We start from the raw sequence: 16247 nt of genomic DNA, 5'->3' as shown, positions 1-16247 counted from the left end.
CTACTTTAACATAAAGAAAAAGTAGTGACTACTCTCTCCCGTCGGAGATTTCCTCACTACTAATCTTAGTATGTTTTAGACCAGTCGAGTTCTTTCTCACTCCTACTTCTTCAGTTGTTTATAAATCAAGCCAGCGCTTATCAAGGCACAGCCGATGGCGTAAATACCAAAAGCACCTGTTGGGGTTGGGTTGAGTTTTTCCAGATAAGTCGGTAAGATAGCAGATGTCGCACCGCCGATATTGCAGCCCATAAGGACGATTGTCATGACCGCATTGAGCAAGGCCTTGGGTGCACGGTCTGTTACCTGACTAAAGACAATGGTTAGGATGATGCTGTAGAAAAATCCTGACACCATACCACCGAGTCCTAGCACCCAGAGATTATCCGCAAAGGCAATGCCGATAACCGCTAGTCCAAAGACCACGTAGGAAACAGCTAAAAGCCAACCCTTCAAACGACCAACCAGGCTACTAAAGACCGTCCCTGCCACAATCCCCATGACCTGCATAAGACTGAGAATGAGACTGGCTTGCTGAGCAGTACCGATGCCCTTGGCTAAAACAATCTGAGGAATACGAATGGTCAGAAAGGTATTGACATTGATAACAAAGAAGGCTAGAAAGGCTAGGTAAATCCCCATCATCCACATAGTCTTATCCAGCTTGACCTTGGGCGCGTTCTCCTCAACCTTTACCTCCATGCGAGCCAGCAATTCTTCCTTGGGCACAAAGAGGACAAAAAGAGCCAAGATGACCAAGGCAAAAAGGTAGACCAAGAAGGCAGGTTGCCAACCAAACTGGGTCAACCAACCGACAAGAAGGGTAAGCCCTGCACTTCCCAAAACCTCTGCTGAACCACGCAAGCCCATCATCTGCACCCGCTCCTGACCGGTGAAAAAGTTACCAATAATGTTAATAGCACGTGCGTTAATCAGACCAATACCAAATCCCAGCAAGAGCCGAGCTAGAAAAATCAAAGGAAAGGCTGGCAGGAAGAAGGGCATGGAGCCTCCAAGAGCCATTAAAACGAGCCCTGCAATGATAATGTTTCGTTCAGACAAGAAACGGACAACTAGACCATTTGCCAATAGAGTAACCATAATAGCAAAGGAGGTCACCGTAATTAAGTTTTCCACCTGGGCCGCTGCAATTCCCTGCTGGGCAAAATACTCAATCATCTGTGGAATAGCTGGCGAGACAGCAAATGTCGAAACCAGCATGGTGGATAGGGCCAGCAAACTGGCTTTTTCTAAAATTCTTTTCATTTTTCTCCCTTTCAACGTTCGTCTTTTACTAGTATAACAGATTTGAAAGCGAATGGATAGAAAAGTCCGACTTTTATTCTCGCTCATTTCATGCTATACTTATCTTAACTATATTCAAAGGAGAGAATCATGTCTGTTATTGAACGATTGACAAAAGCTGCCCATTTGATTGACATGGATGACATCATCCGTGAAGGGCACCCAACCCTACGCCAAGTTGCCGAAGAAGTTGCATTTCCTCTATCTGATCAGGAAATTATTTTGGGCGAAAAAATGATGCAGTTCCTCAAACATTCGCAGGATCCTGTCATGGCGGAGAAAATGAAACTCCGTGGCGGAGTTGGTCTAGCAGCACCTCAGATTGACGTTTCCAAACGCATCATTGCTGTCTTAGTCCCAAATCCAGAAGATGAAGAAGGCAACCCACCTGCCCAAGCCTACTCTCTACAAGAAGTCATGTACAACCCTAAAATCGTAGCACATTCTGTCCAAGAAGCGGCTTTGGAAGGGGGCGAGGGTTGCTTATCCGTCGACCGCGAAGTCCAAGGCTACGTAATCCGCCATGCGCGCGTGACTGTTGATTACATGGATAAAAACGGAGAAAAACACCGTATCAAACTCAAAGGATATAATGCCATCGTGGTCCAACACGAAATCGACCACCTCAACGGTGTCATGTTCTACGACCGCATTGACCCAGAACACCCATTTGCCGTTAAAGAAGGCATGTTGGTAATTGAATAAACATAAGAAACTGACTGAAAAATTTTCAGCCAGTTTTTTCTTTTTCATGAAAATAGCAGAGCTAACTGCCTAAAAATTTCCTGCCCATCCAAAATCAGGTCTTGAAAGAGGAGGTAGTCCAGCAGAGCCAGCAAACCAGCTAGTAGGATGAAAACCACTAAGCGATTTGAAAACCGAACTTGCAAGAGATGATTGAGACTAACCAAGACAATTTCCAATACCAGCAAGCCAAGCACCATCCACAAGAGATAAGGGGCATTGGGAAGGAACCAGGCCCAGAGTTCCTGTCCCCTCAAGAGTTCCAGAAAAATCCCTCTCTCCGAACGGGAAAGCAAGATAAGACCATCTTCCAGATAACCAATTCCTCCGACCAGACTATTGACCATGAAAAGACTGACTAGAAAGAGCACTGTAAATCCTAGTGCCAGACCCAGTCCCAGCAACCACTTGGTGAGTAAAACCTTGTGCAAATCCACAGGCTGGGTCTGATAGAGACGCCAGTTTTTCCCTGCAACCTCCACCGCCTTACCCCGACTGCCAAGCCAAATCGCCAGCAAGAGCACCAACAAATAGGCCGGACCATCAAAGAGAGAGCGTAGGCTGCCGATACCTGACAGATCTCTGGAGCGGTCCCATGAGGGATCGTCTACTGGAACCAAGGCATCATTTGTGTCAAAACGATCTTCCAAGCTGGTCAAAACGACATCCTTTCCTCGCTTGGTTGCAGGTACCCCAGCCTCCATCAGCTGCTGCCAATAATACTGACTGACCTGATTGCGGGTCTGGTAACGGCGAAGATTATCCACCGTCTGGCTGGCCCCAATATCACCATTGGCAAAAGCCTTCTCCTCTCTAGCCCATAGATAGGCCTGCTCTGCCTCCAGCATAGCAAGGTGACTGGCCGGCAGAGCCTTGGAATTGTCCTGATATAGCTGCCATTGCTTGACATAGAGATCTTTATAGATATGGTATTCCTGTAAAAGCTCCACTCTCCACTCCAACTCCTCCTGATAGCTCGCGTCCTCTTTGACCAACTGCCTCAGACGGTTGATTTCCGACTGCAAACTCTCCACATAGACCTCATCCTGCTCATAGGACTGGGCAACCAACTCCATCGAAACCCTCTCCTCCTGGGCAACCTCTTGCTTTTCTAGTCCCGTCAGTAGGGAAAATAGCAGAGCTAGGAGCAAGTTTACTAAGACGAGCCCTTTCCAAGAATTGAGCCGACTAAGGATGAGAATATCAAACGCCCAAACCTTGTCCAAACGCCCTGTGTCTAACTCCTTCTGATGCCCCACGGTCAGAACCAGCCTTTTCTTTTCTGTCAGCAGATAATAAGTAATGAAAAGCCCAATGGTCAGCAGGAGTAAGACATCCACCTGTATAAAGACCTGTGAAAATGCAGCTGTGTCTAAAAAACCAGGAAAGGCAAGCAAGGGCAGAATTTGACCTGACCAACCAGCTACTGCACCTGCCTGATAGGAAAGCCCCAGAACCAACAGTAACCCTGTCACCACAAAAATCAGCCGACTGGCCAACAAGTGGTCCAAAAATCCAAAAAGTAGGCGAACAGCTAGAAGCAAGACCAGCCAAAAACCAAGCAAGATAAGCCCGTAAAGCCAAGAGCCTATCAACTGCCTCTGCCCCAAAATCTCAACAGGAGCTTGAAAACTAGATACAGCCAACTGACCTGTCACCCCATCATAGACCAGGATAAAGAGCAAACCTATCCCCACAGCCAGCAAAAGCGAAAGCAAGGAAGCAACCAAACGCCTGACTCCCTGCAAACTCAGACTATCCCATTGCCGCAACTGCCAAACTTGATGCGCCAGTGTCTTTTCCGACAGTTGATTGGCAAGTAGAAAACCAAGCACCAAAAATACAGGAAGAAAACCAAACAAACTTTCTAAGTAGGCTTGAACAATACGCCCTGTTGACCAGGCTTGATTTTCAGGACCATCAGGCAATTGGTAGGCAAGCAACCAGTCATTCCATCTGGCCATACGTTCGACTTCCGTTTGCGTCAAGGATTGCCGCGTTTGAAAAAGCTGCCGATTGCGACTGATAAAATAGTCCAAATCCTGATACATGAGTTTGCGGTAGTTGGGGATAGCTTCAAACTTCCCCTCATCTAAGGCCTGACCGACACTTTCTATATCGGATTTCAAGCCCAGCATTCGTGGTGCTTCTTCTGACCCCTCTTCAATTTTTATATCTGCCAAGACACTGGCCAAGGCATTCAGTTCTTCTTTATAGGTTTCCACATAGGTCGCTTGATGAGCTTGCCTTTGCGAGATGGGAAGGTAGGCAAGACCCAGAAAACCTAGCAAGAGCAAGCAGTAGAGAGGCGACCAGAGAATTTTCTTGATTTCAAAGTGCAGCCTCATATCCCCTCACCACCTTCCTCCACGTAGAGATCACGATAGAGGGATTCCATATAGTCGCTAGCTTTTGTAATCCCAGCCACCTGCTGGATTGGAATACGATCCAAACAATCCAGTAAATCTCGCTCGGGCAAGAAGACTTCCACCAGCCCCTGCTCTGCCTTTTTCCACAAGAGTTGCGGATAATCCCGTAAAAATTCCTGAACCTGCTTGGAGTTTTCCACAGCAAGATGGTAATCATAATCCGCTGTCAACTCCACTTCTGTGGCAATCAACTTGCTTGCCTTGAGAAAATAAACCTGATTGGTCAGCTTCTCAATCTCCGACAGATGATGGGAAGAAAGCAAAATAGCAACACCCTCTGCCTGTAAATTCAGAAGAAATTCCCGCTGTTGAATGATATTGGTCGGATCCAAGCCGATATGGGGTTCATCCAGCAGCAAGAGCTTGGGCTTGGGAAGGACAGCCATGGCAAAGAGCAACTTCTGCTTCATACCCATGGAATAACCAGCCACCCGCTTTTTGACATAGTAGCCCATCCCCAATTCTTCCACCAACCCATCCACTTCCTTTTTCCCCAGCTTGTGGGTAGCAGCCACATAGGTCAGATGGTCGTAACCCGTCAACTGTGGATAAAGGGCTTGGGCGTCCAACATGACAGACATATCCTGAAAAATCGCTCGGTCACTATTGGGACGACCATTGATGGTTACCGACCCACGGTCAGCGGTTTCTGTATTGCTGATGATATTCAGGAGGGTGGATTTCCCCACACCATTGGGACCTACTAGGGCCACCAAGTCCCCCGCTTGCAGCTCAAAGGACACATAGGACAAGACCTGGTGGGCACCGTATCGCTTACAGACATCAACTACTTTTAGCATAGAAACTCCTTTCTTGGAGAAATGGCAGAGCGAACTTCTTATACGTATACTAGCATTTTTCAATCCATAAGACAATAAAAAATAGGCAATCCATCTACAAAAGAGAGGCTCCGATAGAACCCCTCTGAATGATGGATATGACGATTAGAGTAGACAACTAATTCAGGTTTATTTCCAAGTTTTTAATTCACCCCATACTCGGATATTGCTTAATCGATGTATTTTCCCCGCAGGGTGCCGTTTATTGGAGCCTTGATATTGAACTTGTAAATTATATACATTATATACATTAAACGATTTTATTTTGAAAACATGATTTCTGAGACTTGACAAAAGACAGCTCATTTTTTTGTTAAATTGATTTTAATATGGATATACCGTACTATCCACATTATAACTTTATATGTTATAAAAATGAATATAGGAAAAAATATAGCTGTTTGTATAGAATTATAGAGTGCTGGGAAATAGTGATTGGTAATCGAAAATAGGCAAAATAGTAAACAAATAATAATAAATTCTTTAAAATTTTTCATGTGCTATTCCGCTGATATGCCACCGATACCAATTTTTATTCCCTTTTTCTGGAATGCTGCATCACTCATTGCTTGCAATATAGCTGCTGCACCAAACCATCCAATGATACCTCCGATAACGGTGCCAATTCCAGGATAGAATGATAAAATTGCAGACATGGCTCCAGCTATAACGCCAGGTCCGTAACTAGCAGCCAAATTAACAATGTTGAGTACTTCGTCGTATGAAAGATGTATATATCCACCACTAAAACTTGCTCTCGGCATTATTACTGGTGTTGTAATTGTTGTATTATAATTAGCAATTGATTCGGTTATGAATGTGAAATCATCATTACTTAAATTGTACTTGTTTTTAATAAGTTTAGCATTGTGTTTAAGATATAATTCACCCTTATCTGTTAAACCAAGCTCTTCACCGATAGTGAACATTAAATTCAATTTTCGATTTTGTTCAGGTGTGAAGTTGCTTAAATGAATGTCAGGAAGTTCTGTTGCCGATATTACTTTAGGTTCAGTCTGAATTTGAGTATTTGCGTAAACAGATGTTGCACTTGGAACTATTGTTATACCAAAAGTTAAAATTGTCAAAAAAGCACTTGTATATTTTATCGTCTTTTTCATAATATTACCTTTTTCTATTTCTACCAATTTAAGTACATAGCTACCCCACCAGATGAGTGGTAGGTTGAGTTTCGTAAATATCTTCATCTGGCTCGCCAAAAATGCGAATGACGGAGATAAGTAAGACCAATATAACGATTGTCAAATATGCGACTTTCTCTTTCATCCTCCTCTTCCTCCTCTCTGATGGGACTTTTTCTTAAATACACCAACTCCTACCAAGAATATCGTTTCCGTTCTTCCTTTTCTCCTTCTACCTGATAGAAATCTCTGTATATTTTCTACTATTATGGTATACTATTTTTGTAAATATTGTTTATTTTGTTGCAAATAATCACATTTTTGAAGGAGTATCTATGCGGTGGGATTATGGAAGAGTTTACAAGGATATTCGGAAAAGTAAAGGATTGAGCCAGGAGCAGGTTTGCGGTGACTACCTCAATCGCTCTACCTTGGTCCGCTTTGAAAAAAATCAGACTGTCCCTAGCTACGAACATATGCGGTTCTTGCTCAAACAGGTCGATATGACCTTTGAAGAGTTTGAATACCTGTGCAACTACTACCAGCCGAGTGAGCGTCAGCAATTGCTCTATGACATTGACAATCTCAGAAATCCGACTACAAAAGTGATGGAAGACCTGATCCAACGGTGCCAAAAGCATTTGAAAAAAGAACCTGATGATGTTCCCATTCGCAGGAAATCCCAACTGCTAGAAACTGTAGTAGCTGTGCGAAAAAGTCCATCTATCACCCAACTTTCCCATACGGCGGAAACCCTCTCTAAGCTCCTCTGGTCAGAATTGGAACGATATAACAACTGGTACCATACTGATATTATCTTAGTCGGTACACTCTTGTCCAAGATTTCTTCTCTTGACACTCTTGAAGAAACTGCACACCTCCTCCTAAAACGATTGGAAAAATACAAGGATTACAAGAAAATTCAACCCACTATACTGTCACATTATCGATCACTTTCGTATTTTTTCTTGGAACAAAGACAGTACAGCAAGTCTACCTGTTTTGCCACCAAACTCATGGAACTAGCCAAACAAGAAAAACGCTATGACCAACTAGCCCGTGCCTATGTCTACCTGGGTATCGCCAAAAACGAGCAGGAACTGATTGACAAAGGGTTACACATCTTGAAACTGACGGACGAGAAAAGACTAATCGACAACCTCCAATTTCTTATCAAACAACACCAAACTGACTGAAAAATTTTCGGTCAGTTTTTTTCTGGTACTAAAAAACGACCCTTTCGGATCGTTCTACTTCATATTAACAGCTATTAGTAAATATCTCTACGATGACCAAATTCAAGTGCCAGAATAACCATCCTATCATCCTGAATATCGCAAATCAGCCGATAATCACCGATACGATAACGCCACTCATTGGCATGGTCCCCTGTCAATCCCTTGCCATGCAACCTCGGATTAACTGTACCATCTAAGTGTTTATCCACCCATGCAAATAATAATCTTTGGATTTGCTTATCCAATTTTCTGATTTGTTTCTGCGCCTTCTTAGAATACTCTACATGAAACATATTACAGACCAAGTTCCTTCTTGAAATCAGCATGACTGATGGTTTCAGGATCTTTCTGGTACTCCTCGTAGGCTTGATGGTAAATGCTCAAATCATACTCATCCTCAATATCACGCTCAAGCGCCTTCTTAAATAAACTTGAAAGACTTTGACCAGTTAATTGAGCATAGCTCTTGAAAAATACTTCTTCCTCTTTGTTTAATCGGATAGTTACTGTACTCATCAGTTCACCTCACTTCTTTGTGTCACATTGTAACACATTTCACAAAAATTGTAAAGCCATACTAGATAGACTAGAGCAAAAACGACCCTTTCGGATCGTTCTCAATTATCTTAGTAGTATTCCCCTTGTCTATAATCCCAAGAGTTGAAGTGGTCTGACAAATGCATCATGATTTTATCGATGTCCAGACCCTTACGGATGACAACTGGGCATGGGCTGATAGAACGGCTATCTGCACCTTGTTCTGGAATCAGTTTACCATCTTTGTCTACCATAGACACCATAACCCCTTGTTCATAGCGAGTTTCAATGGTCTTGTCTGGCTGGATAGATGCCACATAATCATCCGCCTCGATAATCAAGTCTACCTTAGACGCGATACGCTCACCGATACCTTCTACCTTACCACGATTTCCCTTACCTGATGGGTTAGCAGATGAAGCGTAGACCATACGGCCTTCTTTTTCCCACATTTCCTTGGCAATCTGCTCGCCAGCCACACCAAACTTGATAACAAAGCATGAAGTACCACGAACGTCGGTCATCAACTCTTCACGACCATCGCCATAAGCCTGCAACTTGGCGTAAGCCTCTGGTTTCCAAGGCAGGATACAACCCAACAAAATGTCCTCATCCCAATGTTTTTGGTAAAAGGCATCAATCTCAGGAGTCAACTGAGCCAACTCACGAAGCTCCTCCATGCTACCACAAAGGACCACGCCCGGCTTATTCCGCTTACGCTCTTTGGCATCAAATTTACGCTCCAAGCCAGCCTTGTCAGATGTCATGATGATGTAGCCAACCTTAGTCGGGCAGACAATCACGCCCCCCTCACCCTTGATAATGTCAAGACCTTCTTGTGAAAGTGCGCCATCCCAGTGAATTTGTTTCGTCATAATCATTTCCTCTTTTCTTTTGTTCCATAGCAGAGCGACCTGCTTGTTTTCTTCATATTTCGTAGGAGTCTTTCAGTTTGCTTTTAGTACTAGGCAACGAGCTACAGACAGTACTAAAGTACGGCAAAGCGAGTTAACGCAGTAATAAAAGATAAAATGGAAGACTCTAGTTTTGCCAGTAGCTTGGTCTATTCAGTTCATACTCCGCAATCAAATCCTGATACTGTAATGTAATACCAATATCATCCAAGCCATTGAGCAACTTGTGTTTCCAGTCCTGTTCGATGTCAAATGGGAATTCCCCAAAAGGCGTCCGTATCAACTGGTCTGCCAAGTCAACTGTGATTTCCTGATTTGGAGCCAGCTGAGCCAGTTGGTCCCTGACTTCTTTGGGCTGGATAATGGGCAGAATCCCATTATTCAAGTCATTGTTGTAATGAATATCCCCAAAGGAGCCTGCAATGATGACCTTAAATCCATAATCTGCCAGAGCCCAAGCAGCATGTTCCCTAGAAGAACCAGCTCCAAAGTTATCCCCAGATATGAGGATACTAGCTCCTTGATACTCAGACTGATTGAGAATGAAATCAGGATTATCCGTGTAGTTATCATCCAAATACCGCCAAGCATAGAGCAAATACTTGCCAAAGCCCTTCTTGTCAATCAGCTTGAGAAACTGCTTGGGCAGGAGCTGGTCGGTATCAATATTATCATTCATGAGCGGAACAGTTGTTCCTGTCCATGAGGTAAATTGGTGCATTAAACTCCCTCCTTGAGAATGTCTAGCTGTCTAGTATCAACAAATCGTCCATAAAGCGCAGCTGAGGCAGCCATAGCAGGACTACACAAGTGGGTCTTGGCCCCAAAGCCCTGTCGGTCTTCAAAGTTCCGATTACTTGTGGAGGCACAGTGGACACCTGCAGGCACCTTATCTGGATTCATACCCAGACACATGGAGCAACCGGGATCCCGCCACTCAAAACCAGCCTCCATAAAAATCTTGTCTAGCCCAAGCTTTTCTGCAGCCCGCTTGACAGGGCGACTACCTGGTACGACAATAGCCGTAACCTGCTCTGCTATTTTCCGCCCTTTAACAATCCGAGCTGCCAGCTGCAAATCGCTGAGGCGAGCATTGGTACAAGAGCCTAGGAAGACATAGCCAACAGGAATGTCCGCAGCCTTTTGCCCTGGTGCTAAGTTCATGTAAGCATAGGCTCGCTCGTCGTTGTGGTCACGGATGGCTGGGAAAGCTTCGTCAAAGCTAACCCCCATAGCAGGCGTCGTTCCCCAAGTGACCATGGGTGCCAAGTCCGACACATCAAGGACTAGATGCTTGTCATAGACGGTGTCCGCATCCGAGTAGAGCTCCTTCCAGTCTGCCACCGCCGCCTCGAAGTCCGCTGGTGCACACTCCCGACCTCGCAGGTAGTCAAAAGTGGTCTGGTCTGGAGCCATAATGCCCATCTTAGAGCCGAACTCAATGGACATATTGCAAATAGTCATCCGCTCTTCCATGCTGAGTCGGTCGATGACTGGACCAGCAAACTCCACCACATGACCGAGTCCACAATCCACGCCGTAGCTGGCAATCAGAGCCAGAATAAAGTCCTTGGCATAGACACCTGCTTGGGCCTGACCGACAAACTCCACTAGGAGTCGCTTGGGTTTGACCTGCCAGATTGTTTGAGTAGCGAGAACGTGCTCCACTTCGGAAGTACCAATACCAAAGGCAATGGCTCCAAATGCTCCGTGGGTCGCCGTATGACTATCTCCGCAGACGATGAACTTACCTGGCTGGGTCCGACCTGTTTCTGGTCCAACCATGTGGACAATCCCCTGATGTTCCGAACCGTGGGCTGCGTGGGGAATGCCGAAATCTTCTATATTCTTCGCCAAAGCATCCATCTGAGCCTTGGAAATGACATCACGGATATTATGAATATCGACGGTTGGCACGTTGTGGTCAAAGGTCGCAAAGGTCAAGTCTGGCCGCCGAACAGGTCGCCCTGTATCCCTCAAGCCTTGAAAGGCCTGGGGACTGGTCACCTCGTGTACATAATGTTGATCAACATAGAGGAGCTGGGGCTGTCCTTCCTGCCCTGTAATCACATGGCGATCCCAGAGCTTATCGAAAATGGATTTGCCACTCATGTTGACCTCCTTTCAAGCTGTGCAATAATCGCCGCTGTCATTTCTTTGGTAGAGGCGCTACCACCTAGGTCTTTAGTGAAAATACCCTGTGCAAAGACCGCTTCAACGGCTTGGCGAATGGCCTGACCTGCTTGGATCAAATCAAAACTTTCTTCCAGCATCATGGCAACAGATAGAATCATGCTGACAGGATTGGCAATCCCTTGACCTGCAATATCGGGTGCCGAACCATGGATAGGTTCGTAGAGACTGGGACCTGCCACCGCATGACTAGCAGAAGGCAGAACCCCTAGCGTTCCTGTTAATACGCTGGCCTCATCCGACAAAATATCTCCGAAAAGATTTTCCGTCACCAAGACGTCAAATCGACTAGGATTGGTAATCAAGAGCATGGCAGCACTGTCCACCAACTGGTGTTCCAAGGTCACATCTGGGTAGTCCTTGGCTACCTCATCCGCTACCTTCCGCCACAATTTTGATGTCGCCAGTACATTTTGCTTATCAATGCTGGTGACTTTTTTTCGTCTTTTTTGGGCTAGGGCAAAGGCAGAGCGGACAACTCGTTCAATCTCTTCTGCCTGATAGGTATTGCTATCGCTGGCTTGGTCTGTTTCCAGAATGTGCTCTCCAAAATAAATCCCACCTGTCAACTCCCGTACCATGACCAAATCCACACCATCCAGCCGGTCGGCCTTCAGAGGAGAATAATCTTTCAGGCTATCAAAAATTTTGACCGGACGGATATTGGCAAAGAGACCCAATTCCTTCCGAAGTTGAAGCAGACCTTGTTCTGGTCGAACAGCTGCATTATCATATTGAGGACTACCGATAGCTGCTAACAAAATCGCATCCGCCTGACGGCAGGCTTGTAAGGTAGCATCTGGTAGAGGATGGCCAGCCGCATCAATACCAGCGCCACCAAAAGCTCTCTCCTCAATCTCATAATCAAATCCTACTTGCCCAGCAACAGCTTCGAGGACTGCTAGGCTAGCCTCCATAATTTCAGGACCGATTCCATCACCAGCCAAGGCTACAATTTTTTTCGTCATATTTCCTCCTAGATGTGGGGCATGTCCTTCTCAGATAGTTTCTTATCCATCTGACCACTATTTTCTTTTTGCACCATGATATTGGCATGAATATAGGCAATTGCAGAAGCTTTCAATACGTCAAAGTCAATACCAGAGGCGTTAAAGACGGTTTCCGTTGCCTTGTTTTCTACGGCGACAAGCACACGCGCTTGGGCATCAATTCCATCGGTAATGGCGTCGATATGGTAGCGTTCCAAGCTAATTTCTTGGTGGAAGAATTGGTCAATAGCATTAAAGACAGCCTCAACCGAACCCTTGCCTGACTCCACAACAACCACTTCTTCCCCATCCTGATTGATAAAGATGACCTGAGCCTGAATACTTCCGTCAGACTGACTATCCAAACGCAAATCTTTAAATTGGAAACCATCACGATTGCTAATTTCAGTCCCAGCTACCAAGGCACGAATATCTGCGTCCGTAATTTTTTCTTTCTTGTCCGCCAGATTTTTAAAGCGAGCAAAGAGACCAGCAACATCACCTTCTTCAAAATACAAGTCTAACTCTTTTAGTTTTTCCACAAAGGCATGGCGACCTGATAGTTTACCCAGTGGCAGAGAATTTTTCTTGACCCCTACCAACTCAGGTGTAATGATTTCATAAGTCAATGGATTTTTCAAGACACCATCTTGGTGGATACCTGACTCGTGAGAGAAGGCATTGCCACCGACCACCGCCTTATTGCGTGGAATGGCAATCCCAGAAAAGCGAGAGACTAATTCCGAAGTATTGAGCGTTTCCTTAAGAACAATCGGACTGGTCACATCATAGAAATCTTTCCGAATTTCAAGGGCAACAGCTACTTCTTCAAGAGCCGCATTTCCTGCTCGCTCACCGATACCGTTGATAGTTCCCTCAACACGACCGGCACCGTTTTTAATAGCTGAAAGAGTATTGGCAACAGCCATACCTAGGTCATTGTGGCAATGGGGACTGAAAATAATCTCACGGTCCGATTTGACGTTGCTTGTCAAGTAGCGGAAAATTTCTCCGTAGTGCTGAGGTGTCGTAAAGCCGACTGTATCTGGAATGTTGATGTAGGTCGCACCAGCATCTACCGCTGTCTGCACCACTTCAAGCAAATAATCCAACTCCGTCCGCGTCGCATCCTCTGGCGAGAACTCCACTACCTCAAAACGCTCACGGGCATAGCTGACATGTTCAGTGATTTGCGCCAAAATTTCTTCTTTGGTCTTTTGAAGTTTAAATTCACGGTGAATGGGACTGGTCGCAATGAAAACATGAATCTGCGGATACTTAGCATCTTTTAACGCCTCATAACAAGCATCAATGTCTGATTTGACTGACCGAGCCAAACCTGTCACAGCCGTCTTGGTCATAGCCGCCGCAATCTGACGCACCGCTTCAAATGAATCAGGACTGGCCGCTGGGAAACCCGCTTCAATGGCAGAAATCCCCCATTTCTCCAACTGCTTGGCAATGGTCACTTTTTCCTTGATAGAAAAATTCACACCCGGCGTCTGTTCACCATCTCGTAAAGTCGTATCTAAAAATTCAATCACACGCATAAGAATACCTTTCTAAATAACCCTAACTTCAATATTAGGTTCTCTATCTTAGTTTTCAAAGTATACTAAGAAAAAGAAAACACCTCGAGGATAACTACCTGCGAGATGTTGTCAACAGCGCCCGCTTGGTAAGCCAAACAGGACTAATGCATTCTTTCAGCACTAGCCCGACCGTCGCAACAACAAAGCAAAGAATTTTGTAGTGACAGGTTTCATTTGACTTTTTCCTTTCTGTGTTTTACTTGTTTTCCATGATAACGTACTTTTTTTCACTTGTCAACAGAAAAATGGAAATTTTCTGAAAAATCCGAACAATAGAGCAATTTACGCAAATTCCTCCACAAATAAAACCAAACCTCATCAGAAGTCTGGTCTTACAGTTCATATTAATTCCGTCTAGAACTTGAAAAAATAGCCACTAGCAATACTGCTCCAAAGACTGACGGTACCAGAGCCATACCAGCAAATTGTGGTCCCCAGTCACCAAAGAGCAACTGTCCAATCCACGAACCAGCAAGCCCAAGGATAATATTTCCTAGACAGCCACGACGGTCATCTGACGAAGTAAGAGCACCTGCAATCAAGCCAATAATGGCACCTGCGATAATACTTGATAACATCTTGTATTCCTCCTATTCTTACAAAATGGGAGTGGGAAAGAACTCGACTAGGTCAAAAAGAGTTCGTCAACAAGTCTTTATTTCTAGTTGTTGAGCTGAAACAGTCTATTCCCAGACTGTTTCACTCCCACCCCCGCATAGCTCCAAAGGTTCGGGGAACCTTTGGAGGTTGGAGATGAAGCGAACTTTGTTCGCAACAGTCGTAATGGTCAGATTTGGAGTGCAAAACACGAACAAATCTGCCAATCAACCACTGCGCTGAGATGTTGACACGAACTCTGAGAAGTGACACTGGGCTTTTTGCCCAATTTCATTCAAATATCATTAGATAGCCCACTCACCGTCACGGAAGATTGGTACACGGGTACCATCTTCACGGATACCGTCAATGTTCATCTTGTTTGAACCAATCATGAAGTCCACATGAACATCTGAGCGGTTGAGACCAGCTTCTTTCAGCTCTTCCTGGCTCATTTCTGTACCACCTTCGATAGAGAAGGCATAGGCTTGACCAATCGCCAAGTGGTTTGAGGCATTTTCATCGAAGAGGGTGTTGAAGAAAGTCACACCTGATTGAGAAATCGGGCTCTTGTCTGGCACAAGGGCAACTTCACCAAGACCGCGTGCACCGGCATTGTCAAAGACCAATTTCTTCATGACTTCGTCGCCTTTTTTAGCCGTCACGTCCACGATTTCACCGTCCTTGAAGGTTACCTTGATACCCTCGATGATATTACCATTGTAGCTGAGTGGTTTTGTTGACGTTACATAGCCGTCTGCCACACGGTAGTCAGGTGCTGTGAAGACCTCTTCTGTTGGCATATTAGCAATAAAGTGTTCACCTTGGGCATTGACCGAACCAGCCGCTTCCCACAAGTGATTTTTCGGCATACCGAGCACAAGGTCAGTTCCTGGTGCGGTATAGTGCAATTTGACAAACTGCTCGTCGTTAAGGACCTTAGCCTTAGCCACCAAGCGTGCCTCATGCTCTTCCCAAGCCTTGATTGGATCTTCCTCGTAGATACGGCAGGTCTTGAAGATTTGATCCCAAAGGAGGTCCACTGCCTCTTCGTCAGATGCTGCATTTGGGAAGACTTTTTTAGCCCATTCCAAACCAGAGGCTGCAGCAAGTGTCCAACTAACCTTGTTAGCTTGCGTTGCTTGACGCATTGGCTGCAAAGCTTGGCTGAGTGCACGAGCGTTGCGAGACAATTTCTCTGGATCAACACCGTCGTAAGCTCCTGGATCTTCAGACAAGACAACCAAACGACTTGCCTTGCGCTCCAAGAGGTAGTTCATTTCAGTAACACGTTGTGGATGAACTTGTTCCAAGAGCTCCACATCGACATTGACCAGACGCTCGCGAGCAATCACATCGTCCAACCAGTTGACCAAGACTTCCTTAGCACCGTGAGCATAAGCCTCTTTCACAATCAAACGTGCCAACTCAGCCTGTTCCACACCGATAGTCAGCTGCACCGTATGACCAGGTTGCACATTGATACCTGTTGAAACCAAGAGTTTAGCATATTTAGCGAGATTTTCTTTAAAATTTGGTAATACCATTTTTTTCTCCTTTGAAATGTAATACTAGATTATTGTATCATATTTTGAAGCTGGGCTGACAAAAAAACTTCCTGACTGAGACAGGAAGTTCAGTAAATCAATCATTGATTTCAATTTCTATCCGTCAACCGACTGAGAGTTGACGCAAATCAAAGCAACTTAACGACGTAATAAAGCAAAC

At 45.1% G+C, this 16247-nt stretch carries 16 protein-coding genes; 2 read left to right on the top strand and 14 right to left on the bottom strand.

Annotated features, from left to right (window positions below; translation table 11 throughout):
* Window positions 1-102: 102 nt before the first annotated feature.
* Window positions 103-1266, bottom strand: coding sequence for an MFS transporter (locus tag P7J58_RS08835; protein WP_408556168.1), 1164 nt, complete (start codon window positions 1264-1266; stop codon window positions 103-105).
* A gap of 129 nt (window positions 1267-1395) precedes the next feature.
* Between P7J58_RS08835 and def the strand changes: the two genes are divergently transcribed.
* Window positions 1396-2010 (top strand): peptide deformylase, encoded by a 615-nt coding sequence (def, locus tag P7J58_RS08830; protein WP_032511398.1) that lies wholly within the window; start codon window positions 1396-1398, stop codon window positions 2008-2010.
* A 44-nt stretch (window positions 2011-2054) separates the two neighbouring features.
* Here the strand turns inward: def and P7J58_RS08825 are convergent, their stop codons facing one another.
* The 4 genes from P7J58_RS08825 to P7J58_RS08810 form a co-directional block, all read right to left on the bottom strand.
* A complete protein-coding gene (locus P7J58_RS08825) occupies window positions 2055-4397 on the bottom strand; it encodes a hypothetical protein (RefSeq protein WP_408556167.1) in 2343 nt (780 codons plus the stop codon).
* Window positions 4394-5278 (bottom strand): ABC transporter ATP-binding protein, encoded by an 885-nt coding sequence (locus P7J58_RS08820; RefSeq protein ID WP_408556166.1) that lies wholly within the window; start codon window positions 5276-5278, stop codon window positions 4394-4396. The genes P7J58_RS08825 and P7J58_RS08820 overlap by 4 nt, the downstream gene beginning before the upstream one ends.
* 539 nt (window positions 5279-5817) lie before the next feature.
* Window positions 5818-6465: a hypothetical protein gene (locus P7J58_RS08815; protein ID WP_237658532.1), complete on the bottom strand. Its 648-nt coding sequence runs from the start codon at window positions 6463-6465 to the stop codon at window positions 5818-5820.
* Between the two features lie 13 nt (window positions 6466-6478).
* Entirely contained in the window at window positions 6479-6604 is a 126-nt protein-coding gene (locus tag P7J58_RS08810) for a hypothetical protein (protein WP_272912151.1), read from the bottom strand.
* A 190-nt stretch (window positions 6605-6794) separates the two neighbouring features.
* Between P7J58_RS08810 and P7J58_RS08805 the strand changes: the two genes are divergently transcribed.
* Window positions 6795-7655 (top strand): helix-turn-helix domain-containing protein, encoded by an 861-nt coding sequence (locus P7J58_RS08805; RefSeq protein WP_408556165.1) that lies wholly within the window; start codon window positions 6795-6797, stop codon window positions 7653-7655.
* A 74-nt stretch (window positions 7656-7729) separates the two neighbouring features.
* On the opposite strand, the gene P7J58_RS08800 is transcribed toward P7J58_RS08805, so the two are convergent.
* The 9 genes from P7J58_RS08800 to P7J58_RS08760 form a co-directional block, all read right to left on the bottom strand.
* Window positions 7730-7990, bottom strand: a complete 261-nt coding sequence (locus P7J58_RS08800; protein WP_024391431.1) for a type II toxin-antitoxin system RelE family toxin — start codon at window positions 7988-7990, stop codon at window positions 7730-7732.
* Window position 7991: 1 nt separating this feature from the next.
* The gene (gene relB, locus P7J58_RS08795; RefSeq protein WP_024391430.1) at window positions 7992-8213 is read right to left on the bottom strand and encodes a type II toxin-antitoxin system RelB family antitoxin; all 222 of its coding nucleotides are present in this window, start codon (window positions 8211-8213) and stop codon (window positions 7992-7994) included.
* A 110-nt stretch (window positions 8214-8323) separates the two neighbouring features.
* Window positions 8324-9109 carry an L-threonylcarbamoyladenylate synthase gene (locus P7J58_RS08790; RefSeq protein ID WP_024391429.1) on the bottom strand — a complete coding sequence of 262 codons (786 nt, stop codon included), beginning with the start codon at window positions 9107-9109 and terminating at the stop codon, window positions 8324-8326.
* Window positions 9110-9275: 166 nt separating this feature from the next.
* A complete protein-coding gene (gene leuD, locus P7J58_RS08785) occupies window positions 9276-9869 on the bottom strand; it encodes a 3-isopropylmalate dehydratase small subunit (protein WP_408556164.1) in 594 nt (197 codons plus the stop codon).
* The gene (gene leuC, locus P7J58_RS08780; protein ID WP_408556163.1) at window positions 9869-11260 is read right to left on the bottom strand and encodes a 3-isopropylmalate dehydratase large subunit; all 1392 of its coding nucleotides are present in this window, start codon (window positions 11258-11260) and stop codon (window positions 9869-9871) included. Before leuC ends, leuD begins: the two co-directional genes overlap by 1 nt.
* A complete protein-coding gene (gene leuB, locus P7J58_RS08775) occupies window positions 11257-12309 on the bottom strand; it encodes a 3-isopropylmalate dehydrogenase (RefSeq protein WP_408556162.1) in 1053 nt (350 codons plus the stop codon). Before leuB ends, leuC begins: the two co-directional genes overlap by 4 nt.
* Window positions 12310-12317: 8 nt before the next feature.
* Window positions 12318-13880, bottom strand: coding sequence for a 2-isopropylmalate synthase (locus tag P7J58_RS08770; RefSeq protein ID WP_408556161.1), 1563 nt, complete (start codon window positions 13878-13880; stop codon window positions 12318-12320).
* A 386-nt stretch (window positions 13881-14266) separates the two neighbouring features.
* Complete coding sequence (locus tag P7J58_RS08765; protein WP_024378839.1) at window positions 14267-14500, bottom strand: GlsB/YeaQ/YmgE family stress response membrane protein; 234 nt, start codon at window positions 14498-14500, stop codon at window positions 14267-14269.
* Between the two features lie 324 nt (window positions 14501-14824).
* Window positions 14825-16066, bottom strand: a complete 1242-nt coding sequence (locus tag P7J58_RS08760; protein WP_408556160.1) for an aminopeptidase — start codon at window positions 16064-16066, stop codon at window positions 14825-14827.
* Window positions 16067-16247 lie beyond the last annotated feature (181 nt).

The sequence above is a fragment of the Streptococcus suis genome (assembly GCF_046032535.1).
In the GTDB taxonomy this organism is placed as follows: Bacteria; Bacillota; Bacilli; order Lactobacillales; family Streptococcaceae; genus Streptococcus; species Streptococcus suis_AK.
Note: the sequence above shows the minus strand (reverse complement) of the source record. Positions and strands in the feature narration are given on the sequence as shown.

Coding starts and splice junctions, on each gene's coding strand:
- P7J58_RS08765 (WP_024378839.1), bottom strand. CDS start 14,500: ATGTTATCAAGTATTATCGCAGGTGCCATTATTGGCTTGATTGCAGGT.
- relB (WP_024391430.1), bottom strand. CDS start 8,213: ATGAGTACAGTAACTATCCGATTAAACAAAGAGGAAGAAGTATTTTTC.
- P7J58_RS08820 (WP_408556166.1), bottom strand. CDS start 5,278: ATGCTAAAAGTAGTTGATGTCTGTAAGCGATACGGTGCCCACCAGGTC.
- def (WP_032511398.1), top strand. CDS start 1,396: ATGTCTGTTATTGAACGATTGACAAAAGCTGCCCATTTGATTGACATG.
- P7J58_RS08770 (WP_408556161.1), bottom strand. CDS start 13,880: ATGCGTGTGATTGAATTTTTAGATACGACTTTACGAGATGGTGAACAG.
- P7J58_RS08835 (WP_408556168.1), bottom strand. CDS start 1,266: ATGAAAAGAATTTTAGAAAAAGCCAGTTTGCTGGCCCTATCCACCATG.
- P7J58_RS08800 (WP_024391431.1), bottom strand. CDS start 7,990: ATGTTTCATGTAGAGTATTCTAAGAAGGCGCAGAAACAAATCAGAAAA.
- leuC (WP_408556163.1), bottom strand. CDS start 11,260: ATGAGTGGCAAATCCATTTTCGATAAGCTCTGGGATCGCCATGTGATT.
- leuB (WP_408556162.1), bottom strand. CDS start 12,309: ATGACGAAAAAAATTGTAGCCTTGGCTGGTGATGGAATCGGTCCTGAA.
- leuD (WP_408556164.1), bottom strand. CDS start 9,869: ATGCACCAATTTACCTCATGGACAGGAACAACTGTTCCGCTCATGAAT.
- P7J58_RS08760 (WP_408556160.1), bottom strand. CDS start 16,066: ATGGTATTACCAAATTTTAAAGAAAATCTCGCTAAATATGCTAAACTC.
- P7J58_RS08810 (WP_272912151.1), bottom strand. CDS start 6,604: ATGAAAGAGAAAGTCGCATATTTGACAATCGTTATATTGGTCTTACTT.
- P7J58_RS08825 (WP_408556167.1), bottom strand. CDS start 4,397: ATGAGGCTGCACTTTGAAATCAAGAAAATTCTCTGGTCGCCTCTCTAC.
- P7J58_RS08790 (WP_024391429.1), bottom strand. CDS start 9,109: ATGACGAAACAAATTCACTGGGATGGCGCACTTTCACAAGAAGGTCTT.
- P7J58_RS08805 (WP_408556165.1), top strand. CDS start 6,795: ATGCGGTGGGATTATGGAAGAGTTTACAAGGATATTCGGAAAAGTAAA.